General features: G+C 71.5%; 21 protein-coding genes. 10 read left to right on the top strand and 11 right to left on the bottom strand.

Annotated elements, in window-relative coordinates; all coding sequences use genetic code 11:
* Window positions 1-74: 74 nt before the first annotated feature.
* The 8 genes from AB0F13_RS26550 to AB0F13_RS26515 form a co-directional block, all read right to left on the bottom strand.
* On the bottom strand, window positions 75-449 hold the full coding sequence (locus AB0F13_RS26550) for a rhodanese-like domain-containing protein (RefSeq protein WP_362087299.1): 375 nt from the start codon (window positions 447-449) through the stop codon (window positions 75-77).
* Window positions 446-988, bottom strand: a complete 543-nt coding sequence (locus AB0F13_RS26545) for a cysteine dioxygenase (protein ID WP_362087355.1) — start codon at window positions 986-988, stop codon at window positions 446-448. Before AB0F13_RS26545 ends, AB0F13_RS26550 begins: the two co-directional genes overlap by 4 nt.
* An 89-nt stretch (window positions 989-1,077) precedes the next feature.
* On the bottom strand, window positions 1,078-1,164 hold the full coding sequence (locus tag AB0F13_RS26540; RefSeq protein ID WP_361520831.1) for a putative leader peptide: 87 nt from the start codon (window positions 1,162-1,164) through the stop codon (window positions 1,078-1,080).
* Window positions 1,165-1,196: 32 nt separating this feature from the next.
* Window positions 1,197-2,921 carry an FAD-dependent monooxygenase gene (locus tag AB0F13_RS26535; protein ID WP_362087296.1) on the bottom strand — a complete coding sequence of 575 codons (1,725 nt, stop codon included), beginning with the start codon at window positions 2,919-2,921 and terminating at the stop codon, window positions 1,197-1,199.
* 224 nt (window positions 2,922-3,145) lie between these two features.
* A complete protein-coding gene (locus AB0F13_RS26530) occupies window positions 3,146-4,066 on the bottom strand; it encodes an amino acid ABC transporter permease (RefSeq protein ID WP_362087293.1) in 921 nt (306 codons plus the stop codon).
* Complete coding sequence (locus AB0F13_RS26525; RefSeq protein ID WP_362087290.1) at window positions 4,063-4,713, bottom strand: amino acid ABC transporter permease; 651 nt, start codon at window positions 4,711-4,713, stop codon at window positions 4,063-4,065. The genes AB0F13_RS26530 and AB0F13_RS26525 overlap by 4 nt, the downstream gene beginning before the upstream one ends.
* 48 nt (window positions 4,714-4,761) lie before the next feature.
* Window positions 4,762-5,682 (bottom strand): glutamate ABC transporter substrate-binding protein, encoded by a 921-nt coding sequence (locus AB0F13_RS26520; protein ID WP_362087287.1) that lies wholly within the window; start codon window positions 5,680-5,682, stop codon window positions 4,762-4,764.
* A 112-nt stretch (window positions 5,683-5,794) separates the two neighbouring features.
* Window positions 5,795-6,571: an amino acid ABC transporter ATP-binding protein gene (locus tag AB0F13_RS26515; protein ID WP_362087284.1), complete on the bottom strand. Its 777-nt coding sequence runs from the start codon at window positions 6,569-6,571 to the stop codon at window positions 5,795-5,797.
* Window positions 6,572-6,826: 255 nt separating this feature from the next.
* Here AB0F13_RS26515 and AB0F13_RS26510 point away from each other — a divergent pair, with 255 nt between their 5' ends.
* Entirely contained in the window at window positions 6,827-7,531 is a 705-nt protein-coding gene (locus AB0F13_RS26510) for a response regulator transcription factor (protein ID WP_362087281.1), read from the top strand.
* A gap of 14 nt (window positions 7,532-7,545) precedes the next feature.
* The gene (locus AB0F13_RS26505) at window positions 7,546-8,967 is read left to right on the top strand and encodes a HAMP domain-containing sensor histidine kinase (RefSeq protein ID WP_362087278.1); all 1,422 of its coding nucleotides are present in this window, start codon (window positions 7,546-7,548) and stop codon (window positions 8,965-8,967) included.
* Between the two features lie 21 nt (window positions 8,968-8,988).
* Here the strand turns inward: AB0F13_RS26505 and AB0F13_RS26500 are convergent, their stop codons facing one another.
* Window positions 8,989-9,987: a TAXI family TRAP transporter solute-binding subunit gene (locus AB0F13_RS26500; protein ID WP_362087275.1), complete on the bottom strand. Its 999-nt coding sequence runs from the start codon at window positions 9,985-9,987 to the stop codon at window positions 8,989-8,991.
* 131 nt (window positions 9,988-10,118) lie between these two features.
* On the opposite strand from AB0F13_RS26500, the gene miaB reads away from it, so the two are divergent.
* Window positions 10,119-11,648, top strand: coding sequence for a tRNA (N6-isopentenyl adenosine(37)-C2)-methylthiotransferase MiaB (gene miaB / locus AB0F13_RS26495; RefSeq protein WP_362087272.1), 1,530 nt, complete (start codon window positions 10,119-10,121; stop codon window positions 11,646-11,648).
* 91 nt (window positions 11,649-11,739) lie between these two features.
* On the top strand, window positions 11,740-12,450 hold the full coding sequence (locus AB0F13_RS26490; protein ID WP_362087269.1) for a class III extradiol dioxygenase subunit B-like domain-containing protein: 711 nt from the start codon (window positions 11,740-11,742) through the stop codon (window positions 12,448-12,450).
* A gap of 145 nt (window positions 12,451-12,595) precedes the next feature.
* Here AB0F13_RS26490 and AB0F13_RS26485 read toward each other — a convergent pair whose 3' ends face one another.
* On the bottom strand, window positions 12,596-12,841 hold the full coding sequence (locus AB0F13_RS26485) for an antitoxin (RefSeq protein ID WP_362087267.1): 246 nt from the start codon (window positions 12,839-12,841) through the stop codon (window positions 12,596-12,598).
* Window positions 12,842-12,873: 32 nt separating this feature from the next.
* Entirely contained in the window at window positions 12,874-13,113 is a 240-nt protein-coding gene (locus AB0F13_RS26480; protein WP_362087264.1) for a hypothetical protein, read from the bottom strand.
* 183 nt (window positions 13,114-13,296) lie between these two features.
* Here AB0F13_RS26480 and miaA point away from each other — a divergent pair, with 183 nt between their 5' ends.
* The 6 genes from miaA to hflX all read left to right on the top strand — a co-directional run bounded on the left by miaA (window position 13,297) and on the right by hflX (window position 21,288).
* Window positions 13,297-14,235, top strand: a complete 939-nt coding sequence (gene miaA / locus AB0F13_RS26475; protein WP_362087261.1) for a tRNA (adenosine(37)-N6)-dimethylallyltransferase MiaA — start codon at window positions 13,297-13,299, stop codon at window positions 14,233-14,235.
* 107 nt (window positions 14,236-14,342) lie between these two features.
* Window positions 14,343-14,792, top strand: coding sequence for a hypothetical protein (locus AB0F13_RS26470; RefSeq protein ID WP_362087352.1), 450 nt, complete (start codon window positions 14,343-14,345; stop codon window positions 14,790-14,792).
* Window positions 14,793-14,845: 53 nt separating this feature from the next.
* Window positions 14,846-15,736, top strand: coding sequence for a diaminopimelate epimerase (dapF, locus tag AB0F13_RS26465; RefSeq protein ID WP_362087258.1), 891 nt, complete (start codon window positions 14,846-14,848; stop codon window positions 15,734-15,736).
* A 180-nt stretch (window positions 15,737-15,916) separates the two neighbouring features.
* The gene (locus tag AB0F13_RS26460; RefSeq protein ID WP_362087255.1) at window positions 15,917-18,046 is read left to right on the top strand and encodes an HD domain-containing protein; all 2,130 of its coding nucleotides are present in this window, start codon (window positions 15,917-15,919) and stop codon (window positions 18,044-18,046) included.
* A gap of 140 nt (window positions 18,047-18,186) precedes the next feature.
* A complete protein-coding gene (locus tag AB0F13_RS26455) occupies window positions 18,187-19,659 on the top strand; it encodes a M1 family metallopeptidase (RefSeq protein WP_362087252.1) in 1,473 nt (490 codons plus the stop codon).
* A 135-nt stretch (window positions 19,660-19,794) separates the two neighbouring features.
* On the top strand, window positions 19,795-21,288 hold the full coding sequence (gene hflX, locus AB0F13_RS26450; protein WP_362087249.1) for a GTPase HflX: 1,494 nt from the start codon (window positions 19,795-19,797) through the stop codon (window positions 21,286-21,288).
* Window positions 21,289-21,414 lie beyond the last annotated feature (126 nt).

The following is a 21,414-nucleotide window of genomic DNA, read 5'->3' as shown; positions in this document are numbered from 1 at the left end:
GGACGGTGCGCGGAGCAGGAGGCGGGCCGAGCCCCGCTTGCGCGAAGGGCGGGCAGGGCAAGGACCGCCGTTGTTCAGGGCCTCACCGGCAGCCCTGCCGCCCGCCATGCCTGGAAACCGCCCACCACGTCCGTCGCATGCCGCAGGCCCAACTGGCGCAAGGAGACCGCAGCCAGGGACGACGCGTACCCCTCGTTGCAGATCACGACCACCGGCAGGTCATGACCGGTGGCCTCCGCCGCGCGATGGTCGCAGGCGGGATCCAGCCGCCACTCCAGTTCATTGCGCTCCACGACGAGCGCCCCCGGGATCGCCCCGTCACGCTCCCGCAGCGCCGCGTAACGGATGTCGACGAGTAGGCCGCCAGAAGCCTGCACGGCAGCGGCCTCTGCCGGGCCGAGGCGGTCGAGGCCCGCGCGGGCGGCGGCCAGCAGTTCCTCGACCCTCATGCCCACTCCTCCGGCCACTCGACCTGCTCCAGTCGCAGCACCCGGCCACTGCGGCTGTAGCGCCGCATCAGCGGCAGCGGCGGGTAGTAGGCATGCACGGACACGGCGTGCAACTCGGACGAGGCGTTGAAGACCTGGTGCACATGGTGCGGGCCGAACCCCCGCCCGCCGCCGTCCGCCAGCTGCCGCTCACGGTCGATGCCGTCGGCCAGTTCCAGCAGCGTCCAGCCCTCGGTGGGCAGCCGCGCGGCGAAGGACTGTTCGGTGAGCCGTCCGGCGGCCGTGGCGAAGGCACCGTGCGAGCCGCCGTGATCGTGCCAGCCGGTGCCGCTTTCCGGCGGCCAGCTGATCAGCCAGGCCTCGCTGCCGCCCGGCCCCTCCAGCCGGATCCACGTACGGCCCTGCGGATCCAGGGGCAGTGAGGCGACGAGCACGGTGTCGGCCGCCGTCCGGCGGACGAAGTCGAGGAGATCGGCCTCCGAAGGCGCGCCCGGAGCAGCGGGCCCCGGAACACCGGAAGAGGAGGAGGCGGCGGAGATGTGCGCGGGGAGAGACACAGGGGACCGTCCTGAGTGATCGCGAAGGAGCACGCGGCGGTCGACGCCAGGCCGCGCGGGGAGGAAGCGGATCAGCAGGACGGACGACAGACACAGCCCGCATAGCGGACGAGGTCCAGATGGACCCTCCGCCAGAAGCGCGCGCCGCTGTCAGTCACGCTCCGGAGTCAACCATGGCGGTCCAGGCGGGTCAACGGTTGGCCGTAGCCTCACTGGTGGCTTCATCAGGTCGCCTCTCACCCGCGGGCGCCGCCACCGTGGCCGGCGTCGCCCCGCCCCGTGCCGCGTCAGCGCACGCGAACAGCTCCGCCGGCCGCACTCCCGCCAGCGCCGCCACCAGATGGCCGTCCGGCCGCACCACCAGCACGGTGTGCGCGTCCGCACCCGGATACCCCTCGGTCACCAGCAGCTCCGCCCGCATGGGCAGCGCCGAGACGGCCGCGGCCAGCCGGGGCATGAGACCGGCCCCCAGCCAGTGCCGCCGTTCCCACACGCCCGTGCCCGGCGCGACGAGCACCACCAGCAGCTCTCCGCCCAGCCGGTCGTGCAGCCGACTCTCCGAGCCGTCCGGCGCCGTCACCGGCACATCCGCGACCGGCGCTCCCACAGCGGTGCCCACCAGGACCGAGCCGGCCGGTGGCGCGGCCGGCGCCAGCGGCGTGCGGGTGTGGGCCTGGGGCGCGCCCAGCAGCCCGCGCCCCAGATGGCCATCGGTCAGCAGGATGTCGTGGCTTCGCGCCGCGCCCGGCAGCACGGTCCGGCGCACCGCGCGCCACCCGCCCTCCCCGCGTACCGTCGGCAAGGTCCGGTCGGCGGCGCGCAGCCGGGCCGCGATCGCCTCCCGCCGCTCCGCCTGGTAGCTGTCGAGCAGCACGTCCGAGGCTCCGTGATGCCAGGCCAGAGCCAGCTTCCAGGCGAGGTTCCCGGCGTCGCGCAGCCCCTCGTCGAGCCCCTGGGTGCCCATCGCCCCGAGCAGATGGGCGGCGTCCCCGGCGAGGAAGGCGCGTCCGCTGCGCCAGCGGCGCGCGAGGCGGTGGTGCACGGCGTGCACACCGGTGTCCAGCAGGTCGTACGCCGGCACTTCCCCGCACCAGAGGGAGAGGGCGTCGCACACCCGGGCGAGCAGTGCGTCCGGGGTGACCAGTTGGCCGTCGGGCGGCAGCAGCCAGTCCAGCCGCCACACCCCCTCCGGCAGTGGACGCGCCGTCACCTCGCCGCCGCGCGGCGGCGACCGGTGCAGGACGGCCTCGCCCGGCCACGGCAGTTCGGCGCGGAGCGCGGCGACCGCGTACCGCTCGACGGCCGTACGGCCGGGGAAGCGGGCGCCCAGCAGCTTGCGCACGACCGACCGGGCGCCGTCGCAGCCGACCAGGTAACTCGCCCGCCACACCGTGCCGTTGTCGCCTCTGGTGTGCACGGTCACGCCGGAGGAGTCCTGCTTGAGGACGGTCAGCCGGCTGTCCTGGATGATGCGTACGTCCGCCTCGTCGCTGAGCGCGGCACGCAACTCCCGGGTCAGGGCGTGCTGGGGCAGGTGCAGCGGAGACGGTTCTGCTTCCACGGCTCCGGCGTCCTCGCCGGAGCGGGCCTCCCCGGACGGCCCGGGTTCCCCCTGCTCCTCATCCTTCACGCTGCCGGCCGGTGCGGCGAACGGCACCCGTGCCACCTCGGCCCGGCGCCGCATCGTGCGCCAGCCCATCCACCGGGTGCCCTCCGTCGTGGCGCACCCCAGCCGCTCCAGCAGTGCGGCGGTCTCCGGCCGCAGGACGGCCGTGCGGGCAAGGCGGCGGCCCTCCTGTCCCGTGGCCTCGGGCGGTGCCTCGTCCAGGACGGTGACGGGCACCTCGTACCTGGCCAGGGCGAGAGCGAGGGTGAGCCCGACCGGGCCGGCCCCGACGACGATCACCGGGTCCACGGCGCAGCTCCCCGGCCCCTGGGGCGAACGGCGGCGAAGGCCTCGCGCGCGTGGTGCGTACGGGACGTACAGGGACTGGCAGGGGGAAAACGGTGCGCGCTCACAGCACGTATGCAACCCATTGCCGCTGCGTGCGTCAAGTGATCAGCGGCGTCGCCACGGCGCGCCGCGAGCGTGCGCCCCGCCGGCCCGGCGGGGCCGACGGGGCGTCACCTTGCCGGGGCTCACCCGTTGTCGGCCCCGCCCGCGCCGGAGGCGCCGCCGTCCGTCGCGACGGCTCCGTGCGAGGGATCGGCCATCAGGGCGGCGCCGGTGGCGGCCATGGGCGGCGGACTGCCCTTGCGCGAACGCTTCGTGCGCCGTTCGACCCAGGTGGCGACGGACGACAGCGCCAGGCACAGCAGGATGTAGATCGAACCGAAGACGATCACCATCGGGATGAAGGCGTAGACGCCGTTCACGGGCGGGGTCTGCTGGGCGAAGGCCTTGCCGACGAAGAGCAGTTCCTCGTAAAGGATGATGAATCCGAGCGAGGTGTCCTTCAGGGTCACCACGAGCTGGCTGATGATCGACGGGAGCATCGAGCGGACGGCCTGCGGAACCAGGACGGTGGTCATCACCTGCGTCTTGCGCAGCCCGATGGCGTACGCCGCCTCGCTCTGGCCCTTGGGCACGGCGTTGATCCCGGAGCGGAAGATCTCCGCCTGCACCGAGCCGTTGTAGAGCGTCAGCCCGATCACCAGGGCCCACATGGGGTCGGAAGTGAACACGGCCGCGTACAGCAGGAAGATCATGATGAGCAGCGGCATGGCCCGGAAGAACTCCACGGCCACCGTCGCCGCCCAGCGGACGGGCTTGTGGTCGGAGAGCCGGGCGGTGGCCAGCACCGTGCCCAGCACCAGCGAGAGGACCGCCGCGACGGCGAAGGTCTTCAGCGTCGTCAGCAGGCCGTCGACGATGCGCTGCTGGGTGTCGGCGTACTCGTAGTCGTCCCACAGCCCGGCCTGGAACTGGCCGGTGTCGTCCAGCTTGTAGACGATGAAGGCCAGCAGGCCGACGATGGCGGCGATGGAGACGATGCCGTAGACCCTGTTGCGGGCCCGTGCCCGGGGGCCGGGGACGTCGTAGAGGACGCTGCCGCTCATCGGGCCACCGCCAGTCGGTTCTCCAGAAGCCGGAAGAGGCCGCTGATCGTGAACGTGATGATGATGTAGCAGATCGCGATCCACAGGAAGATCACGTAAATGTCGTAGCCCGCCGCCGCGTTGAGGGTCTTCTGCACGGAACCGAGCTCGCTGACGTTGAAGCCCGAGGCGATCGCCGTGTTCTTGGCCAGGGCGATCATCAGGCTGCCTATGGGTGGTATCGCCGTCCGGGCGGCCTGCGGCAGGACTATCTGCCCCAGGGTCTGGTTGAAGGTCATCCCGAGGGAGCGGGCCGCCTCGGCCTGGCCCACCGGCACGGTGTTGATACCGGACCTGATGGCCTCGCAGATGAACGCCGAGGTGTAGCACCCCAGAGCCATCACGGCGAGCCAGAAGGAGTCCCAGCCCTTCAGGCCCAGCGCCGGCAGCCCCAGGGTCGCGGCCAGGAACAGCAGCACCAGCGGGGTGTTGCGCAGCAGCGTCACCCATGCGGTGCCGAAGGCGCGCAGCGCGGGCACCGGAGAGACGCGGAACGCCGCGACGAGGGTGCCCAGCACCAGGGCGAGCAGCGCGCTGAGCGCCGTCAGTTCGACGGTGCCGAGGAAACCTTCGCGGAACATCGCGAAGTTGTCCGACAGAACGTTCAAGTCACTTCTCCGGAAATCGCGTGGCGGTCATGCGGCACCGATCGCCGGTCAGTAGCGCTCGATCTTGGGCGGAGTCGCGCCCGAGCCGGAGAGGCCCAGCGTGGCGTCGTAGGCCTTCTTCCAGTCGCCGTTCTGCACGTGCGCCTCGATCGCCTTGTTGACCGCCTCGCGCAGCGCCGCGTCCTCCTTCTTCAGGCCGACGCCGTACGGCTCCTTGGAGAAGGGATTGCCGACGACCTTCAGCGCGCCCTTGTTCTCGGCCGCGTAGCCCTTGAGGATCGAGTCGTCCGTGGTGACCGCGTCGACCGAGCCGTTGACCAGGTCCTGCACACAGAGCTGGTAGCCCTGCTGCGCCTTGGCCTCGGCGACGTCGTACTTGGCCTCCTTGATCCGCTTGAGCGGCGTGGAGCCGGTCGCCGAGCAGACCTTCTTGCCCTTGAGGTCCTCCGGGCCCTTGATGTCGCTGTCCGCCTTGACGAGCAGGTCCTGGCCCGCCTCGTAGTACGGGCCGCCGAAGCCGACCTGCTTCTTGCGCTCGTCGTTGATCGTGTACGTACCGACGTACAGGTCGACGCCGCCACTGGCGATCTGCGTCTCACGCGCCTCGGAGGGCACGGTCTTGAACTTGATGTGCGCCTCGTCGAAGCCGAGGTCGGCCGCGATCATGCGGGCGATCTCCACGTCGAAGCCGGAGCGCTTCTTGGTGCCGGGGTTCTCGTAACCGAGGCCGGGCTGATCGGCCTTGGTGCCGATCGTGATCTCCTTGCCCTTGATCTTCTCGAAGACGGGCGAGTCCTTGACGTCGGCAGCGGTGTTGACCTTGTACTGCGGCAGCGCCGCCGCCGACGTGCCGCCACTGGGCTTGTCGCCGTCCTTGTCGTCGGGGCTGCCCGACTTGCCGCAGGCGGTCGAGGTCGCGGCGAGCGCCAGCACCACGATGGCCGCCGCAGCGGTGTTGCGGAGCTTCATGAAGAACATCCTTTGCGTCTGCGCCTGCGTCTGCGGGGCGTCGGGGTGGCGGGGTGGCGGGAGAAGCAGCGGTGAAGTGGTGAGAAGAGAAGGGGGGCGGCCGGGGTATGCGTCAGTGATGCAGGATCTTCGACAGGAAGTCCTTCGCCCGGTCGCTGCGCGGGTTGTTGAAGAACTGGTCCGGCTGCGCCTCCTCGACGATCCGGCCGTCCGCCATGAACACCACGCGGTTCGCGGCCGAGCGTGCGAAGCCCATCTCGTGCGTGACGACGACCATCGTCATGCCGTCCCGGGCGAGCTGCTGCATGACCTCCAGCACCTCGTTGATCATCTCCGGGTCAAGGGCCGAGGTCGGCTCGTCGAAGAGCATCACCTTCGGGTCCATGGCCAGCGCCCGGGCGATCGCCACCCGCTGCTGCTGTCCGCCGGAGAGCTGTGCGGGGTACTTGTCCGCCTGCGCGCCCACTCCGACCCGGTCGAGCAGCGCCCGGGCCTTGGCCTCGGCCTCCTTGCGGTCCTTCCTGCGGACCTTCACCTGCCCCAGGGTCACGTTCTCCAGCACGGTCTTGTGGGCGAAGAGATTGAAGGACTGGAAGACCATGCCGACGTCCGCGCGCAGCCGTGCGAGCTCCCTGCCCTCCTGGGGCAGCGGCTTCCCGTCGATGCTGATCGAACCGGAATCCGTCGTCTCCAGCCGGTTGATCGTGCGGCACAATGTCGACTTTCCGGATCCCGACGGCCCGATGACGACCACGACCTCGCCCCGTGTGATGGTCAGGTCGATGTCCTGGAGCACATGCAGCGCGCCGAAGTGTTTGTTGACCTTGTTCAGGACGACCAGTGCGTCCGCGGCAGGCGCCACGTCCTTGGTCACCGATACCTCGCTCATCGGCGTTCCTCGCTCCGTCCTCTTCGGTTGGGGAGGACCCTAATGAGCCGCAACGACCAGCGTCATTACATCTGAGCTGAAATTGAGCATAACGATCCGGCCTCAAAGGGACACTCTGCGTCAACAGCCACGACAGGGATGCACGGGCGTACCGGCTGCATAACGGAAGCCCCCGGACGGGCGGGAACCCCTTGACGCGCCCGGCGTCCATGGGCGTGGATGCGGTGTTGCCGCACCACCGCCCGGAGGGGGCCGATGAGACTGCTGCTCGTGGAGGACGACGACCATGTCGCCGCGGCCCTGTCGGCCGTGCTGGCCCGGCACGGGTTCGACGTCACCCACGCCCGTAGTGGTGAGGAGGCCCTGCAGGCGCTGCTCCCGGACACGGGCGCACCGTTCGCCGTCGTCCTGCTCGACCTCGGCCTGCCCGACCAGGACGGCTTCGAGGTCTGCGGCAAGATCCGCAAACGCGCCGCGACGCCCGTCATCATGGTGACCGCCCGGTCCGACACCCGCTCCAAGATCCACGGCCTGAACCTCGGTGCCGACGACTACGTCGTCAAGCCCTACGACACGGGCGAGCTGCTCGCCCGCATCCACGCCGTCGCCCGGCGCACCCCGCCCACCGAGAGCGCGCAGGACCAGTCCCACGACCCCGCCGGCCCGCACGCGCTGCTCCTGGGGCCCCTGACCATCGAGGTCCCCAACCGCCGGGTCTCCGTGGACGGCATCGCCGTCCCCCTCACCCGCAAGGAGTTCGACCTGCTGGCGCTCCTCGCCCAGCGCCCCGGCGTGGTCTTCCGCCGGGAACAGATCATCAGTGAGGTGTGGCAGACCAGCTGGGAGGGGACGGGGCGCACCCTTGAGGTACACATCGCCTCGCTCCGTTCCAAGCTGCGGATGCCCGCACTCATCGAGACGGTCCGCGGCGTCGGCTACAAAATCGTCGTCCCGGCCTGAGGACGTACGAGCCAGTGCGCACCCGACTCCTCCCCCTGCTCATCGTCCTCATGGCGGGCGTCCTGCTGGCCCTCGGCTTCCCGCTCGCCGCCGGCATGGCCGCCGTGCAACAGCAGCAGGTGGTCGTCGACCGCATCGACGACACCGCCCGGTTCGCCTCCCTCGCCCAGTACGTCACCGCCCAGCCCTTCGAGCCGGCCGACGAGCGAGACGGACGGCTCTTCATCCTGCGCTCCGAGCTCGCCCGGTACCAGGACCTGTACGGCATAAGAGCAGGCGTCTTCTACCGCAGCGGCAAGGCCATGGCCGTCGCCCCCGCCGACTGGACGCTGCCTCCCGCCGGGGAGGGCAGACGGGCCTTCCAGGAGGCGCTCGCGGGGCGCCGCAGCCGCGACCCCGGCCAGGTCTGGCCCTGGCGGCGTGGCCGCCTCACCGTCGCCTCGCCCGTCATCCGCGACGGCGACGTCGTCGCGGTCGTCGTCACGGACTCGCCCACCGGGCAGCTGCGCTCCCGCATCCTGCACGAATGGCTGCTGCTGGCGGCCGGTGAGACCGCGGCCATGCTGGTCGCCGTGCTGGCGGCCTTCCGGCTCACCGGGTGGGTGCTCAAGCCCGTACGGACCCTCGACGTCGCGGCCCACGGCATAGCGACGGGCCGGATGAACTCCCGCGTCGCGGCCGACAGCGGCCCGCCCGAACTGCGCCGCCTCGCCCGCTCCTTCAACGAGATGGCCGACAACGTCGAGGACGTCCTGGAGCAGCAGCGCGCCTTCGTCGCCGACGCCTCGCACCAACTGCGCAACCCCCTCGCCGCCCTGCTGCTGCGCATCGACCTGCTGGCCCTGGACCTGCCCGACCGGCACGACGAGGTCGCCTCTGTACAGGCCGAGGGCAAACGGCTGGCCCGGGTCCTGGACGACCTGCTGGACCTGGCGCTGGCCGAGCACGCCGCCGGTGACGCCCAGCTGACCGACATAGCCGAGATCGTCACCGACCGGGTGGGTGCCTGGTCACCGGTCGCCGACCGCGAGCGGGTCGCTCTGACCTACAGAGGGCCGTCCGCCGTGACCGGCTGGGCCGACCCCATCGCCCTCTCCAGCGCCCTCGACGCGGTCGTGGACAACGCGCTGAAGTTCACGCCCGAGCACGCCCGCGTCGAGGTCACCGTCGAGGTCGTCACGGACCGCGTCCACATAGCCGTCGCCGACGGCGGCCCCGGGCTGACCGAGGAGGAGCTCACCCGCATCGGAGACCGCTTCTGGCGCAGCAACCGTCACCAGAACGTCTCCGGCTCCGGCCTCGGACTGTCCATCTCGCGCGCCCTTCTCGCCGCGGGCGGCGCCACCCTCACCTACGAACCGAACGAGCCCACCGGGCTGCGCGCGACGATCGCCGTGCCGCGCGACGCCGGGACGGCCGCCCCGCACGCCGGCTGACCATTGCGCCCCGGAAGGGTTTCAGGGCTTGACCGACACGTAATAGCGGCGGGCGCCCGCGTGCAGCGGCAGCGGATTGGTGAAGATGGCCGTGCGGAGGTCCACTTTCTGCGCGGCGTGCACCCTGACGCCGATGCGATCACGGCTCTTGATCACCGTGCGGGTGATGCTCTCCGTGAGGTCGGCGTCGGTGTCGTCCACGGTGACGAGGAGATTGGCGACCGCGATCGTCTTGACGACCTGGGTGGCGCGCAGCTCCGGATAGGCGTCCGCCGGCATCATGGCCGCCCGGTAGAACCGCGCCTCCTCGCCCAGGGCGTGCAGCGGACCGATGAGATCGCCGAGCTGGACCAGCCGGATCGGCAGCCGCCGCCCGAGGGACTGCACGGCGTTGGTGGGCAGTCCACCGGACCAGAAGAAGGCGTCCAGCTCTCCCTTGTCCAGCAGTCCCGGCATCCGGTCGATGCCGACCCGTACCGGCGTGATGTCCTTCTCGAAGTCCAGTCCGGCGGCCTTCAGCAGCCGCTTGGTGATCAGCTGCACGCCCGAGCTGTCGGCGCCCACTCCGACCCGCAGCCCCTTGAGGTCCCGCGTCGACTTCACGGGCGAGTCCTTGCGCACCACCAGCTGCATGTAGTCGTCGTACAGCCGCGCACACGCGCGCAGCCGCTCAGCGCCGGGCTGCCGGCTGTCGCGATACATGGCCACCGCGTCCGCAGTGGCCAGAGTGAAGTCCACCCGGCCGCTCGTGAGCTGCCGCAGGTTGTCCAGCGAGCCCTCGCTGCGCCGGAGCCGCACCTCCAGGGCCGGCAGATCCTGTGCCAGGTCCCGCTTGAGGAGGTCGCCGTACTTCGCGTACACCCCGGTCGGAACCCCCGTCGCCACCGAGATCCGGCCACTCGGCGACGGGCCCCCGCCCTGGGGCAGCAGCCACCACATGAGCAGCGCGAGCACGGCGGCGGCCGCCGCGCCCGCCCGTGCGGTGCGGCGCCTGCCGGGGCGCGGGAGTCGGGGGGCCATGGGTCGGATCCTGCCAGCCGCGCCCCGTGCGGGCCAGGCCTCCTGCGCGAGCGGGGGGACGGGCCCGGGGCCGGAGGGGGACAAGGCAGGAGGCGGGGTGTCCTGGCGACCACGTACCCTGGTCGATTGAGATGAGTGCGAAGACATACGAGGTGCGCACCTACGGGTGCCAGATGAACGTCCATGACTCCGAGCGGTTGTCCGGCCTCCTGGAGGACGCGGGCTATGTCCGCGCGCCCGAAGGCACCGCCGAGGGCGACGCCGACGTCGTCGTCTTCAACACCTGCGCGGTGCGGGAGAACGCCGACAACAAGCTGTACGGCAACCTCGGCCGGCTGGCCCCGATGAAGACGAAGCGGCCCGGCATGCAGATCGCCGTCGGCGGCTGCCTCGCCCAGAAGGACCGCGACACGATCGTCAAGCGGGCCCCCTGGGTCGACGTCGTCTTCGGCACGCACAACATCGGCAAGCTGCCCGTGCTGCTGGAGCGCGCCCGCATCCAGGAAGAGGCACAGGTCGAGATCGCCGAGTCGCTGGAGGCGTTCCCCTCGACGCTGCCTACGCGCCGTGAGAGCGCCTATGCGGCATGGGTCTCCATCTCCGTCGGCTGCAACAACACCTGCACGTTCTGCATCGTTCCGGCGCTGCGCGGCAAGGAGGAGGACCGCCGGCCCGGCGACATCCTCGCCGAGATCGAGACACTGGTCTCCGAAGGCGTCTGCGAGATCACCCTGCTGGGCCAGAACGTCAACGCGTACGGCTCGGACCTCGGTGACCGTGAGGCGTTCTCCAAGCTGCTGCGCGCCTGCGGCGAGATCGAGGGCCTGGAGCGCGTCCGCTTCACCTCCCCGCACCCGCGCGACTTCACCGACGACGTGATCGCCGCGATGGCCGAGACGCCGAATGTGATGCACCAGCTGCACATGCCGCTGCAGTCCGGTTCGGACACGGTGCTCAAGGCCATGCGCCGCTCGTACCGCCAGGAACGCTTCCTCGGCATCATCGAGAAGGTGCGCGCCGCCATGCCGGACGCCGCCATCTCCACCGACATCATCGTGGGCTTCCCCGGCGAGACCGAGGAGGACTTCGAGCAGACCATGCACGTGGTCCGCGAGGCGCGCTTCGCGAACGCCTTCACCTTCCAGTACTCCAAGCGCCCGGGCACCCCGGCCGCGACCATGGAGGGCCAGATCCCCAAGGAGGTCGTGCAGGCGCGCTACGAGCGTCTCGTCGCCCTCCAGGAGGAGATCTCCTGGGACGAGAACAAGAAGCAGGTCGGCCGGACCCTGGAGGTCATGGTCTCCGAGGGTGAGGGACGCAAGGACGGCGCCACGCACCGCCTCTCCGGCCGCGCGCCCGACAACCGGCTCGTGCATTTCAATCCGAGCCTGCGAGGATTGAACGATCAGCGCAGCACCAAGCCCGACGAGCCGGTGCGCCCGGGCGACGTCGTGACCGTCGAGATCACCTACGCCGCCCCGCACCACCTGCTCGCCGAAGGCCCCGCCAGGGCCGTGCGCCGCACGCGCGCGGGCGACGCGTGGGAGAAGCGCACCGCCGCCGCGGCCCCGAAGCAGGCCGGCGTCATGCTGGGCATTCCCACGATCGGCGCGCCCGCGCCGACGCCCGCCCCGGCCGCCACGGGCTGCGGCTGCGACTGACGTCGCCGCCCGGCTCCCGCCTGGCCGATTCCACGCCCCGCCGCGGGCCCGCTCGAGCAGCGGGCGCACGGCGGGGCGTATCGTTCGCGCCATGCTCGTCGCCGCTGCCGTATGTCCCTGTCCGCCCCTCCTCGTCCCCGAGGTGGCCGCCGGGGCCGCATCCGAACTGGACGGCCTGCGGGCCGCCTGCCTCGACGCGGTGGCCGTGCTGGCTGCTGCCCGTCCCGACCGGCTGGTCGTCCTCGGCCCCGCCGGTCTGCGCGGCCGCGGGCCGCACCCGCAGGGCGCCACCGGCTCCTTCCGGAGCCTCGGTGTGGACCTCGATGTTCGGCTCGGGCAGGGTGACCCCGCCGGTGAGGGAGAACTGCCGCAGTCCCTGGCCGTCGCGGCCTGGCTGCTGGAGCGCACGGGCTGGGCGGCCGCGCCCGTGGAGGGCCTGGGTGTCGGGGAAGAGCTGGAGGCCGAGCGCTGCCTGGCCGCCGGGCGGGAGCTGGCCGGGGGTACGGAGCGGGTCGCGTTCCTCGTGATGGGCGACGGCAGTGCCTGCCGGACCCTGAAGGCCCCGGGTTACCTCGACGAGCGCGCCGAGTCCTTCGACGCCGGTGCGGTGCGGGCGCTGGGTGCCGCCGACACCGCCGCGCTCGCAGCGCTGGACGCGGAGCTGGCGTACGAGCTGAAGGCCGCGGGACGCGCGCCCTGGCAGGTTCTGGCGGGCGCCGGAGAGGGCGCGGGACTGCATGGGCAGCTGCTGTACGAGGGGGCGCCGTACGGCGTCGGGTACTACGTCGCCGGCTGGTCGTAGCGGGACGACGGCCGGGTGGGAGACGACCCGGAGCGGCCGTCGGGACGTACTGGCCCCTGTCCGGGCCACCTGAACCGGCCCGGCACGGCGACGGCCGTGGAGCGGGCTCCACGGCCGTTCGCCGACGAGGGATCAGGACGAGGCGTCACGGAGTCCTGGAGTCCGCACCGCCGTCTTTGCGCTCCTTCTCGGCAAGACGGCCGAGAGCGTCCTTGGCCTTGCTCGTCCCGGTCCGGATCTGACTGCTGTACTTGCCCTTGGTCTTCGCATCGACCACCTGTGCGGCCTTCTCCAGCCCGTGTTCGATCTTGCCCTCGTGCTGCTGCGCGAGGTCGCCGACCTTGCCCTTCAACGGGCCGAGCTTGGCCTTGAGATTGTCCATCAGGCCCATGGTGACCGCCCCTCGTCCTACCTTGCCAAAACTTACTTGCGGGCGCCCTCACCGGCCTCGCTGTCGGCCGCCTTCTCCGCGGACTGCTGCTTGGGGATCTCGACTCCCTCGGCCGCCTCGTCCGCGGTGTCCTCGGCCTTGGCCGTCTCCTCCTCCGGCTTCGCCTCGGCCGCCTCGGCGGCGTCGGTGGATTCCGCCGTCTGAGTGGCAGTCGCGGCCTCTTCCGTTGACGTCGAGGACGACCTACGGAGAATCCTTGAAAACACGCCCATATCTACTCCATTACCTTACTGGTGTGAGCGAAATCCCGCGTCGTCCGGGGCGTCCCATGGCGCCGCTTGCGGACACCGGTCCGCGAACCGGCTCTCGGAACCTCGCAACAGGCAACGAACCCGTCGGCGTCGCGTCACGTCGCTCGTTCGTGGGGTGCGCCGGAGGTTTGGGACACTGAGCGGGTGAGAAACGCAGCTCCCGCACCTCAGGTCATCGCCGTCGTCGGCCCCACGGCAGCCGGCAAGTCGGATCTCGGCGTCGCCCTCGCCCAGCACCTGGGCGGTGAGGTCGTCAACGCCGACTCCATGCAGCTCTACAAGGGCATGGACATCGGCACGGCCAAGCTCACGGTGGGGGAGCGCCAGGGCGTGCCGCACCATCTGCTCGACATCTGGGACGTCACGGAGGCCGCGAGTGTCGCCGAGTACCAGCGGCTGGCCCGGGCGGAGATCGACCGGCTCCTCGCCGAGGGCCGTACCCCCGTGCTCGTCGGGGGCTCAGGGCTCTACATCAAGGGCACCATCGACGCCATGGACTTCCCCGGCACCGACCCGGCCGTACGGGCCCGGCTGGAGGAGGAGCTGGCGGAGCACGGACCGGGGGCGCTGCACGCCCGGCTGGGCGCCGCCGACCCCGACGCCGCCCGCGCGATCCTGCCGGGCAACGGCCGACGCATCGTCCGCGCCCTGGAGGTCATCGAGCTCACCGGCCGCCCCTTCACCGCGAACCTGCCGGGTGAAGAGCCTGTCTACGACGCCCTGCAGATCGGCGTGGATGTCGGGCGCCCCGAGCTCGACGAGCGGATCACCGTCCGGGTCGACCGTATGTGGGAGGACGGGCTCGTCGACGAGGTGCGCGCGCTGGAGCGCGAAGGACTGCGCGACGGGCGCACGGCGTCGCGCGCGCTCGGCTACCAGCAGGTGCTCGACTTCCTCGCGGGGGAGTGCACCGAGGAGGCCGCGCGGGCCGAGACCGTAAGGGCCACCAAGAGATTCGCCCGCCGTCAGGACTCGTGGTTCCGGCGGGATTCGCGCGTCCATTGGCTGAGCGGAGCGGCCGATCAGCGGACGGAACTCCCCGGCCGAGCGCTGTCGTTGGTCGAACGGGCTATTACAGCCTGATCACGTGATGGCATCGGGACGCTCCGTGTGCCGTGCAGGCATCCTCCGGCGTGCCATCATCGAGCTTCGATCGAGCCGTGAAGTCCGGGTTGGGAGGGCGCGTGGCGATGGAGGCCGGCCCTCGTGACAGACCGCAGCAGCCGCCGCTCGGCGAACCGGAAGATTTGAGTCCGGACGGGCCCGAGGACACCGAGGAGACCGCGCCCGGCAGCGCGGCGCCCGCGTCGTTCCGGGAGCTGCGCCCGCAGCGCAGGCTGCGTGTCTGGCAGCTGGCCCCGATTGTCATGCTCGCCGCGAGCGGCTCGCTGATGTTCGCCTTCCCGCTCGCCTTCGAGTTCGGCGACGGCGGCCCGGTCGTGGCCATGCTCGGCCTGCTCATCAGCTGCTGCGCCGCGGGCTGGGGTGTGATGGCGGCCCGCCGCGTCGGCTACACCTGGCCCGGCATGCCGCCGCGCGGCTCCGGCCGTCGCCCGGACTGGCGGTACGTCGCCCTGTACACGGCCGTCGTCGCCGTGGCGGTCGTCCTCGCCGTCTGGCGCGTGGCACGCCTGCGCTGAGCCTCGCGGGCCCGGCGGGAGGCGCTGTCACAGGCCACCCGTACCATCGAAGAGTGAGCACCGCGCAGATCTCCTTCCTCAAGGGTCACGGCACCGAGAACGACTTCGTGATCATCCCCGACCACGACGGCCGCATCGAGCTGTCCGCGGCCGCCGTCGCGCGGCTGTGCGACCGGCGGGCGGGCATCGGTGCGGACGGCGTGCTGCGCGTCGTGCGCTCCGCCGCGCACCCCGAGGCGCGCGGGATGGCCGCCGAGGCCGAGTGGTTCATGGACTACCGCAATGGTGACGGCAGCATCGCCGAGATGTGCGGTAACGGCGTACGCGTCTTCGCGCACTACCTCCAGCGGGCGGGCCTCGCCGAGGAGGGCGACCTCCCCATCGCCACCCGCGCCGGCATCCGCCACGCGCACATCGCCAAAACCGGGCCCGACGGCGAGCCGGGCGAGATCACCGTCGGCATGGGCCGGGCCGTGCTCCCGGAGGGCGAGGTCACCGTCGCCGTCGGCGAGCGCAGCTGGCCCGCCCGCAACGTCAACATGGGCAACCCCCACGCCGTCTCCTTCGTCGGCGACCTCGCCGACGCCGGAAACCTGTTCACCGCCCCAGCCGTCAGCCCCGCCGGCGCCTACCCGGACGGTGCCAACGTCGAGTTCGTCGTCGACCGGGGCCCGCGCCACGTCGCGATGCGGGTCCACGAGCGCGGCTCCGGCGAGACCCGTTCCTGCGGAACGGGCGCCTGCGCCGTCATGGTCGCGGCGGCCCGCCGGGACGGCGCCGACCCGGCCGTGCTCGGTCACCCCGTCACGTACACCGTCGACTTGCCCGGCGGACGCCTGGTCATCAGCGAGAGCCCCGACGGCACGGTCGAGATGACCGGGCCCGCCGCCATCGTCGCGGAGGGCGTCCTCGACGCCGCCTGGTTCGCCGCGGTCACCGCCTGAGGCCCACCTCTTGGCACCGCCGCCCGGCGGCGTCGCCGACACTCCCGACGCGCTCGCTCGAATGGGTGATCCGTTTCACTCTGGGCGAGAGCGGGTGAGCACTGCGTGATGGGCTCGGTAGCATCAAGCACCGGTCCGGCGGCGTGAGCCGACCGCCGGTCGACGCTGCCGGAGGTGCCCATGAGCGCAGAGGCCACGAACACCGGTGCTCCCGGCCGCAGGCGCGGCCGCCGCATCGACCTGAGACGGCTCGGGCGTGCGGCGCTCAGCGGCTCCGGGGCCCGCGGCAGGCTCCCTGATGCCATCGACCACGTCGCCAAGGTCCACCGCGCCCATCACCCCGGTGCGGACCTCGACATCCTGCGCCGGGCCTACATCCTCGCGGAATCGTCCCACCGCGGCCAGATGCGCAAAAGTGGCGAGCCGTACATCACCCACCCTCTCGCCGTCACCCTGATCCTCGCCGAACTGGGCGCCGAGACCACCACCTTGACCGCCTCCCTGCTGCACGACACCGTCGAGGACACCGAGGTGACGCTCGATCAAGTCCGCGAGCAGTTCGGCGAGGAGGTGCGCTTCCTGGTCGACGGCGTCACCAAGCTGGAGAAGGTGGACTACGGCAACGCCGCCGAGCCCGAGACCTTCCGCAAAATGCTCGTGGCCACCGGCAACGACGTCCGCGTGATGTCCATCAAGCTCGCCGACCGGCTGCACAACATGCGCACCCTCGGTGTCATGCGCCCCGAGAAACAGGCGCGGATCGCCAAGGTCACCCGCGACGTGCTGATTCCGCTCGCGGAGCGGCTGGGGGTCCAGGCGCTCAAGACGGAGCTGGAGGACCTGGTCTTCGCGATCCTCCACCCCGAGGAGTACACCCGCACCCGGGACTTCGTCCTGGCCCACGCCGGTCGCCCGGACCCGCTGGAGGCGACGGCGGCGAGCGTACGGGCGGTCCTGCGCGAGGCGGCCATCTCCGGCGAAGTGATCGTCCGCCGCAGGCACTTCGTCTCCGTGCACCGCGTGCGCCTCAAGCGTGGCGAGCTGACCGGCTCCGACCTGGGCAGACTCCTCGTCCTGGTCGGGGAGGACGCCGACTGCTACGCGGTACTCGGCGAGCTGCACACCTGCTTCACACCGTTCATCTCGGAGTTCAAGGATTTCATCGCGGTACCGAAGTTCAACCTCTACCAGTCCCTGCACACCGCCATCGCGGGTGAGGGCGGGCAGGCCGCCGAAGTCCTCATCCGTACGCACCAGATGCACCGCGTCGCCGAAGCCGGCGTCATCGCCCTCGGCAACCCCTACGCCGCCCCCGAGGCGCCCGACGCCGCGGACGGCGAGCGCGCCGACCCCACCCGTCCCGGCTGGCTCTCCCGGCTGCTGGAGTGGCAGCGCGCCACTCCCGACCCCGACACCTTCTGGACCTCCCTCCGCGACGAGCTGGCCCAGGACCGCGAGGTGACCGTCTTCCGCGCCGACGGCGGCACGATCGGCCTGCCGGCCGGCTCCAGCTGCGTCGACGCGGCGTACGCGCAGTACGGCGAGGGCGCGCACCACTGCATCGGCGCGCGCGTGAACGGCCGGCTGGCGACGCTCAGCACGGTCCTGCGCGACGGCGACACCCTGCACCTGCTGATGTCCGCGGACGCCGCCTGCGGACCGTCCCCCGACTGGCTCGAGCACGCCCGTACGCCCGCGGCCCGCATCGCCATCGGCCGCTGGCTGGCCACCCATGCCCAGGAACCGGCCGCACCCACCCCGCCCGCGCCGCCTGTCCCCGGTCCCCCGCGGGCCGCCTCCCGGGTCGTCGCGCCGGCCACGCAGGGGCCGGTCGCCGTCGTCGCCGGGAGCGGAGGCCCGGTGGCCGCGAGCGTGCGGCTGGCGGGCTGCTGTACGCCGGTGCCGCCCGACGAGGTCACCGGCTTCACGGTGCGTGGGGGAACGGTGACCGTGCACCGCGCTCCGTGTCCCGTGGTGGACCGGATGGTCACCTCGGGTCGCAAGCCGGTCGAGGTGCACTGGCGCAGCCAGGACGGCGGGAGCGCCGGCGACTACCGGGTCACCCTGAGGGCCGAGTCGTTCAGCAGGCGGCATCTGCTCGCCGATCTGACCGAGGCCATCGCGGCGGCGGGCGCCGCCGTCGTCTCCGCCGCGGTCGAACCGCCGCACGAGCAGCGTGTGCGCCACACCTACACCCTTCAGCTGCCGGACGCCGGCCGGCTCCCCGAGCTGATGCGGGCGATGCGCCGCGTGCCGGGGGTCTACGACGTCGCGCGGGCGGGCCGTTCGGTGACCCCGGCGCCGCTGTAGCGGCAGGCGGCCCGCGCAAGGGGCGGCGCCGTACCCGTAAGGGTGATACGACACTCGTACCACCATCCGAGACGCTCGTACGAGTGGGACGGCGTCGTGCCGCCACCGGTCGGCGGCCGGGCGCTGATAGCGGTGGACGCATGTCGCACTCACCGGAGCGTTCCCCCCGACGCCGGCGGTCCGCGCGCCGCCGGGCCGCCCTCGTCGTCGCAGCAGCCTCCCTGGTCCTCGGGGCCGCGGCCCCGCCGGCCCCCGGGGCGCTGGGAGTCGGTGACCGGCTCTTCCCCCACCTCGGCAACCCCGGCTACGACATCGCCACCTACGACATCTCCTTCGACTACCGGGCGAACAACCAGCCGCTCGACACCGTGACCAGAATCGTCGCCCGGGCCGGCGCGAAGCTCGACCGGTTCAACCTGGACTTCACCCACGGCACCGTCAGCTCGGTCGAGGTCAACGGCGTGGCCGCCCCCTTCGCCCCCGCCGGGGAGGACGTGGTCGTCACTCCTGCGCACACGCTGACCTCGGGAACCTTGTTCACCGTCACCGTCCACCACACCAGTGATCCCCGGAGCGAGGGAGAGGGCGGCTGGGTAGCTACCGGGGACGGTCTGGTCATGGCCAACCAGGCCGACGCCGGCCACCGGGTCTTCCCCGGCAGCGACCACCCCTCCGACAAGGCGATGTTCACCTTCAGGGTCACCGCCCCCAAGGAGCTCACCGTTGTCGCCAACGGGCTGCCCGCCGGGCGCGAGACCGAAGGGGCGAGGACCACCTGGACGTACCGGACGCTGCACCCGATGGCCACCGAGCTCGCGCAGATCGCCATCGGCCGCTTCGCCGTACCGGAACACAGCGGCCCGGGAGGCCTGAAGCTGCGGGACGTGGTGCCCTCGGCGGACCGGAAGGCGCTGGAGACGTGGACGGCGAAGACGCCCGAACACGTCGCATGGATGGAGAAGAAGGTGGGTCACTACCCCTTTGAGACCTACGGGGTGCTCATCGCCGACGCCTCGACCGGCTTCGAACTGGAGACGCAGACCCTCTCGCTCTTCGAGCGGGACCTGTTCACCAAGCCCGGCTTCCCTGCCTGGTACGTCGAGTCGGTCATGGTGCACGAGCTCTCCCACCAGTGGTTCGGCGACAGCGTCAGCCCTCGCGTGTGGTCCGACCTGTGGCTCAACGAAGGGCACGCCACCTGGTACGAGGCGCAGTACGCCGAAGAGAGATCAGGCCGGAAGCTGGCCGACCGCATGCACCGCGCCTACGAGCTGTCCGACAGGATGCGTGCCGACGGCGGTCCGCCCGCCGCACCCACCCCGCCCGTCCCCGGCAAGAAGATCAGCATCTTCCGGCCGGTCGTCTACGACGGCAGCGCGCTCGTGCTCTACGCCCTCCGCCAGCGGATCGGGGCCGCCGCCTTCGACCGGCTGGAGCGCGCGTGGGTACAGCGGCACCGTGACTCCACGGCGAGTACCGCCGACTTCGTCGCCCTCGCCACCGAGGTCTCCGGCCAGGACCAGTCCAGGTTCCTGCGCCCCTGGCTGTACGGGCGGCACACCCCGCCCATGCCCGGGCACCCCGACTGGAAGGCCGCCCCGAAACCCGCGTGACGACGCCGCGGCAGCGTGGGACGATCGACGGGTCGGCAAGGCGGCCGGCCCGGGAATCTCCGGGCACCGCCGGACGTTGTCGACCCTGAGGCCCCCGGTGCGGGGGCAGGCACCGACCCACGACGTAAGGATCAAATGACCTCCTCTTCTTCCCTTCCCCAGGACCGGCAGAGCCTCTCGGAGAGCCTGCGGGCCGACGCCCTGATGGAAGAGGACGTCGCCTGGAGCCACGAGATCGACGGGGAGCGCGACGGCGAACAGTACGACCGCTCCGAGCGCGCGGCCCTGCGGCGTGTAGCGGGACTCTCCACCGAGCTGGAGGACGTCACCGAGGTCGAGTACCGGCAGCTGCGCCTGGAGCGCGTGGTGCTGGTGGGCGTCTGGACGTCCGGCACGGCGCAGGACGCCGACAATTCGCTCGCCGAGCTGGCCGCGCTCGCCGAGACCGCGGGTGCCATGGTGCTCGACGGTGTCGTCCAGCGGCGCGACAAGCCGGACCCGGCGACGTACATCGGCTCCGGCAAGGCCCTGGAGCTGCGGGACATCGTCCTGGAGAGCGGCGCCGACACCGTGGTGTGCGACGGTGAGCTCAGCCCCGGCCAGCTCATCCACCTTGAGGACGTAGTCAAGGTCAAGGTGGTCGACCGGACCGCCCTGATCCTCGACATCTTCGCCCAGCACGCCAAGTCCCGCGAGGGCAAGGCGCAGGTCTCGCTGGCCCAGATGCAGTACATGCTGCCCAGGCTCCGAGGCTGGGGTCAGTCGCTGTCCCGGCAGATGGGTGGCGGTGGCTCCGGTTCGTCCGGCGGCGGCATGGCCACCCGTGGTCCCGGTGAGACCAAGATCGAGACGGACCGGCGGCGGATCCGCGAGAAGATGGCGAAGATGCGCCGGGAGATCGCGGAGATGAAGACCGGCCGCGACATCAAGCGCCAGGAGCGCCGTCGCAACAAGGTCCCCTCGGTGGCCATCGCCGGCTACACCAACGCGGGCAAGTCCTCGCTGCTCAACCGGCTCACCGGCGCGGGCGTGCTGGTGGAGAACTCCCTGTTCGCCACCCTCGACCCGACCGTGCGCCGGGCCGAGACGCCCTCCGGACGGCTCTACACCCTCGCCGACACCGTCGGCTTCGTGCGGCACCTGCCGCACCACCTCGTCGAGGCGTTCCGCTCCACCATGGAGGAGGTCGGCGACTCCGACCTCATCCTGCACGTGGTGGACGGCTCGCACCCGGCGCCGGAGGAGCAGCTGGCCGCCGTGCGCGAGGTCATCCGCGACGTGGGCGCGGTCGACGTGCCCGAGATCGTGGTGATCAACAAGGCGGACGCCGCCGACCCGCTCGTGCTGCAGCGGCTGCTGCGCGTCGAGAAGCACTCGATCGCGGTTTCGGCGCGGACCGGCGAAGGCATCCAGCAGCTGCTGGAGCTGATCGACGCCGAGCTGCCGCGGCCCGCCGTGGAGATCGAGGCCCTCGTGCCGTACACGCACGGCGCCCTGGTCGCGCGGGCCCACGCCGAGGGCGAGGTGATCTCCGAGGAGCACACCCCGGAGGGCACCCTGCTCAAGGCCCGGGTGCACGAGGAACTCGCCGCGGAGCTGCAGCGGTACGTACCCGCCGCGCGCTCCTGACCGTACGAACGCAAGAGGCCCGCCCCGACGACGTCGGGGCGGGGGGGGTGGGGTGGTTTGGGTAACGCCCGGGGGGGGTCGTGTGCTGGTTTGTGGGTATTTTTGTGTTAGTGGACGTTTACTCCC

The sequence above is a fragment of the Streptomyces sp. NPDC026206 genome (assembly GCF_040638465.1).
Lineage (GTDB): Bacteria > Actinomycetota > Actinomycetes > Streptomycetales > Streptomycetaceae > Streptomyces.
Note: the sequence above shows the minus strand (reverse complement) of the source record. Positions and strands in the feature narration are given on the sequence as shown.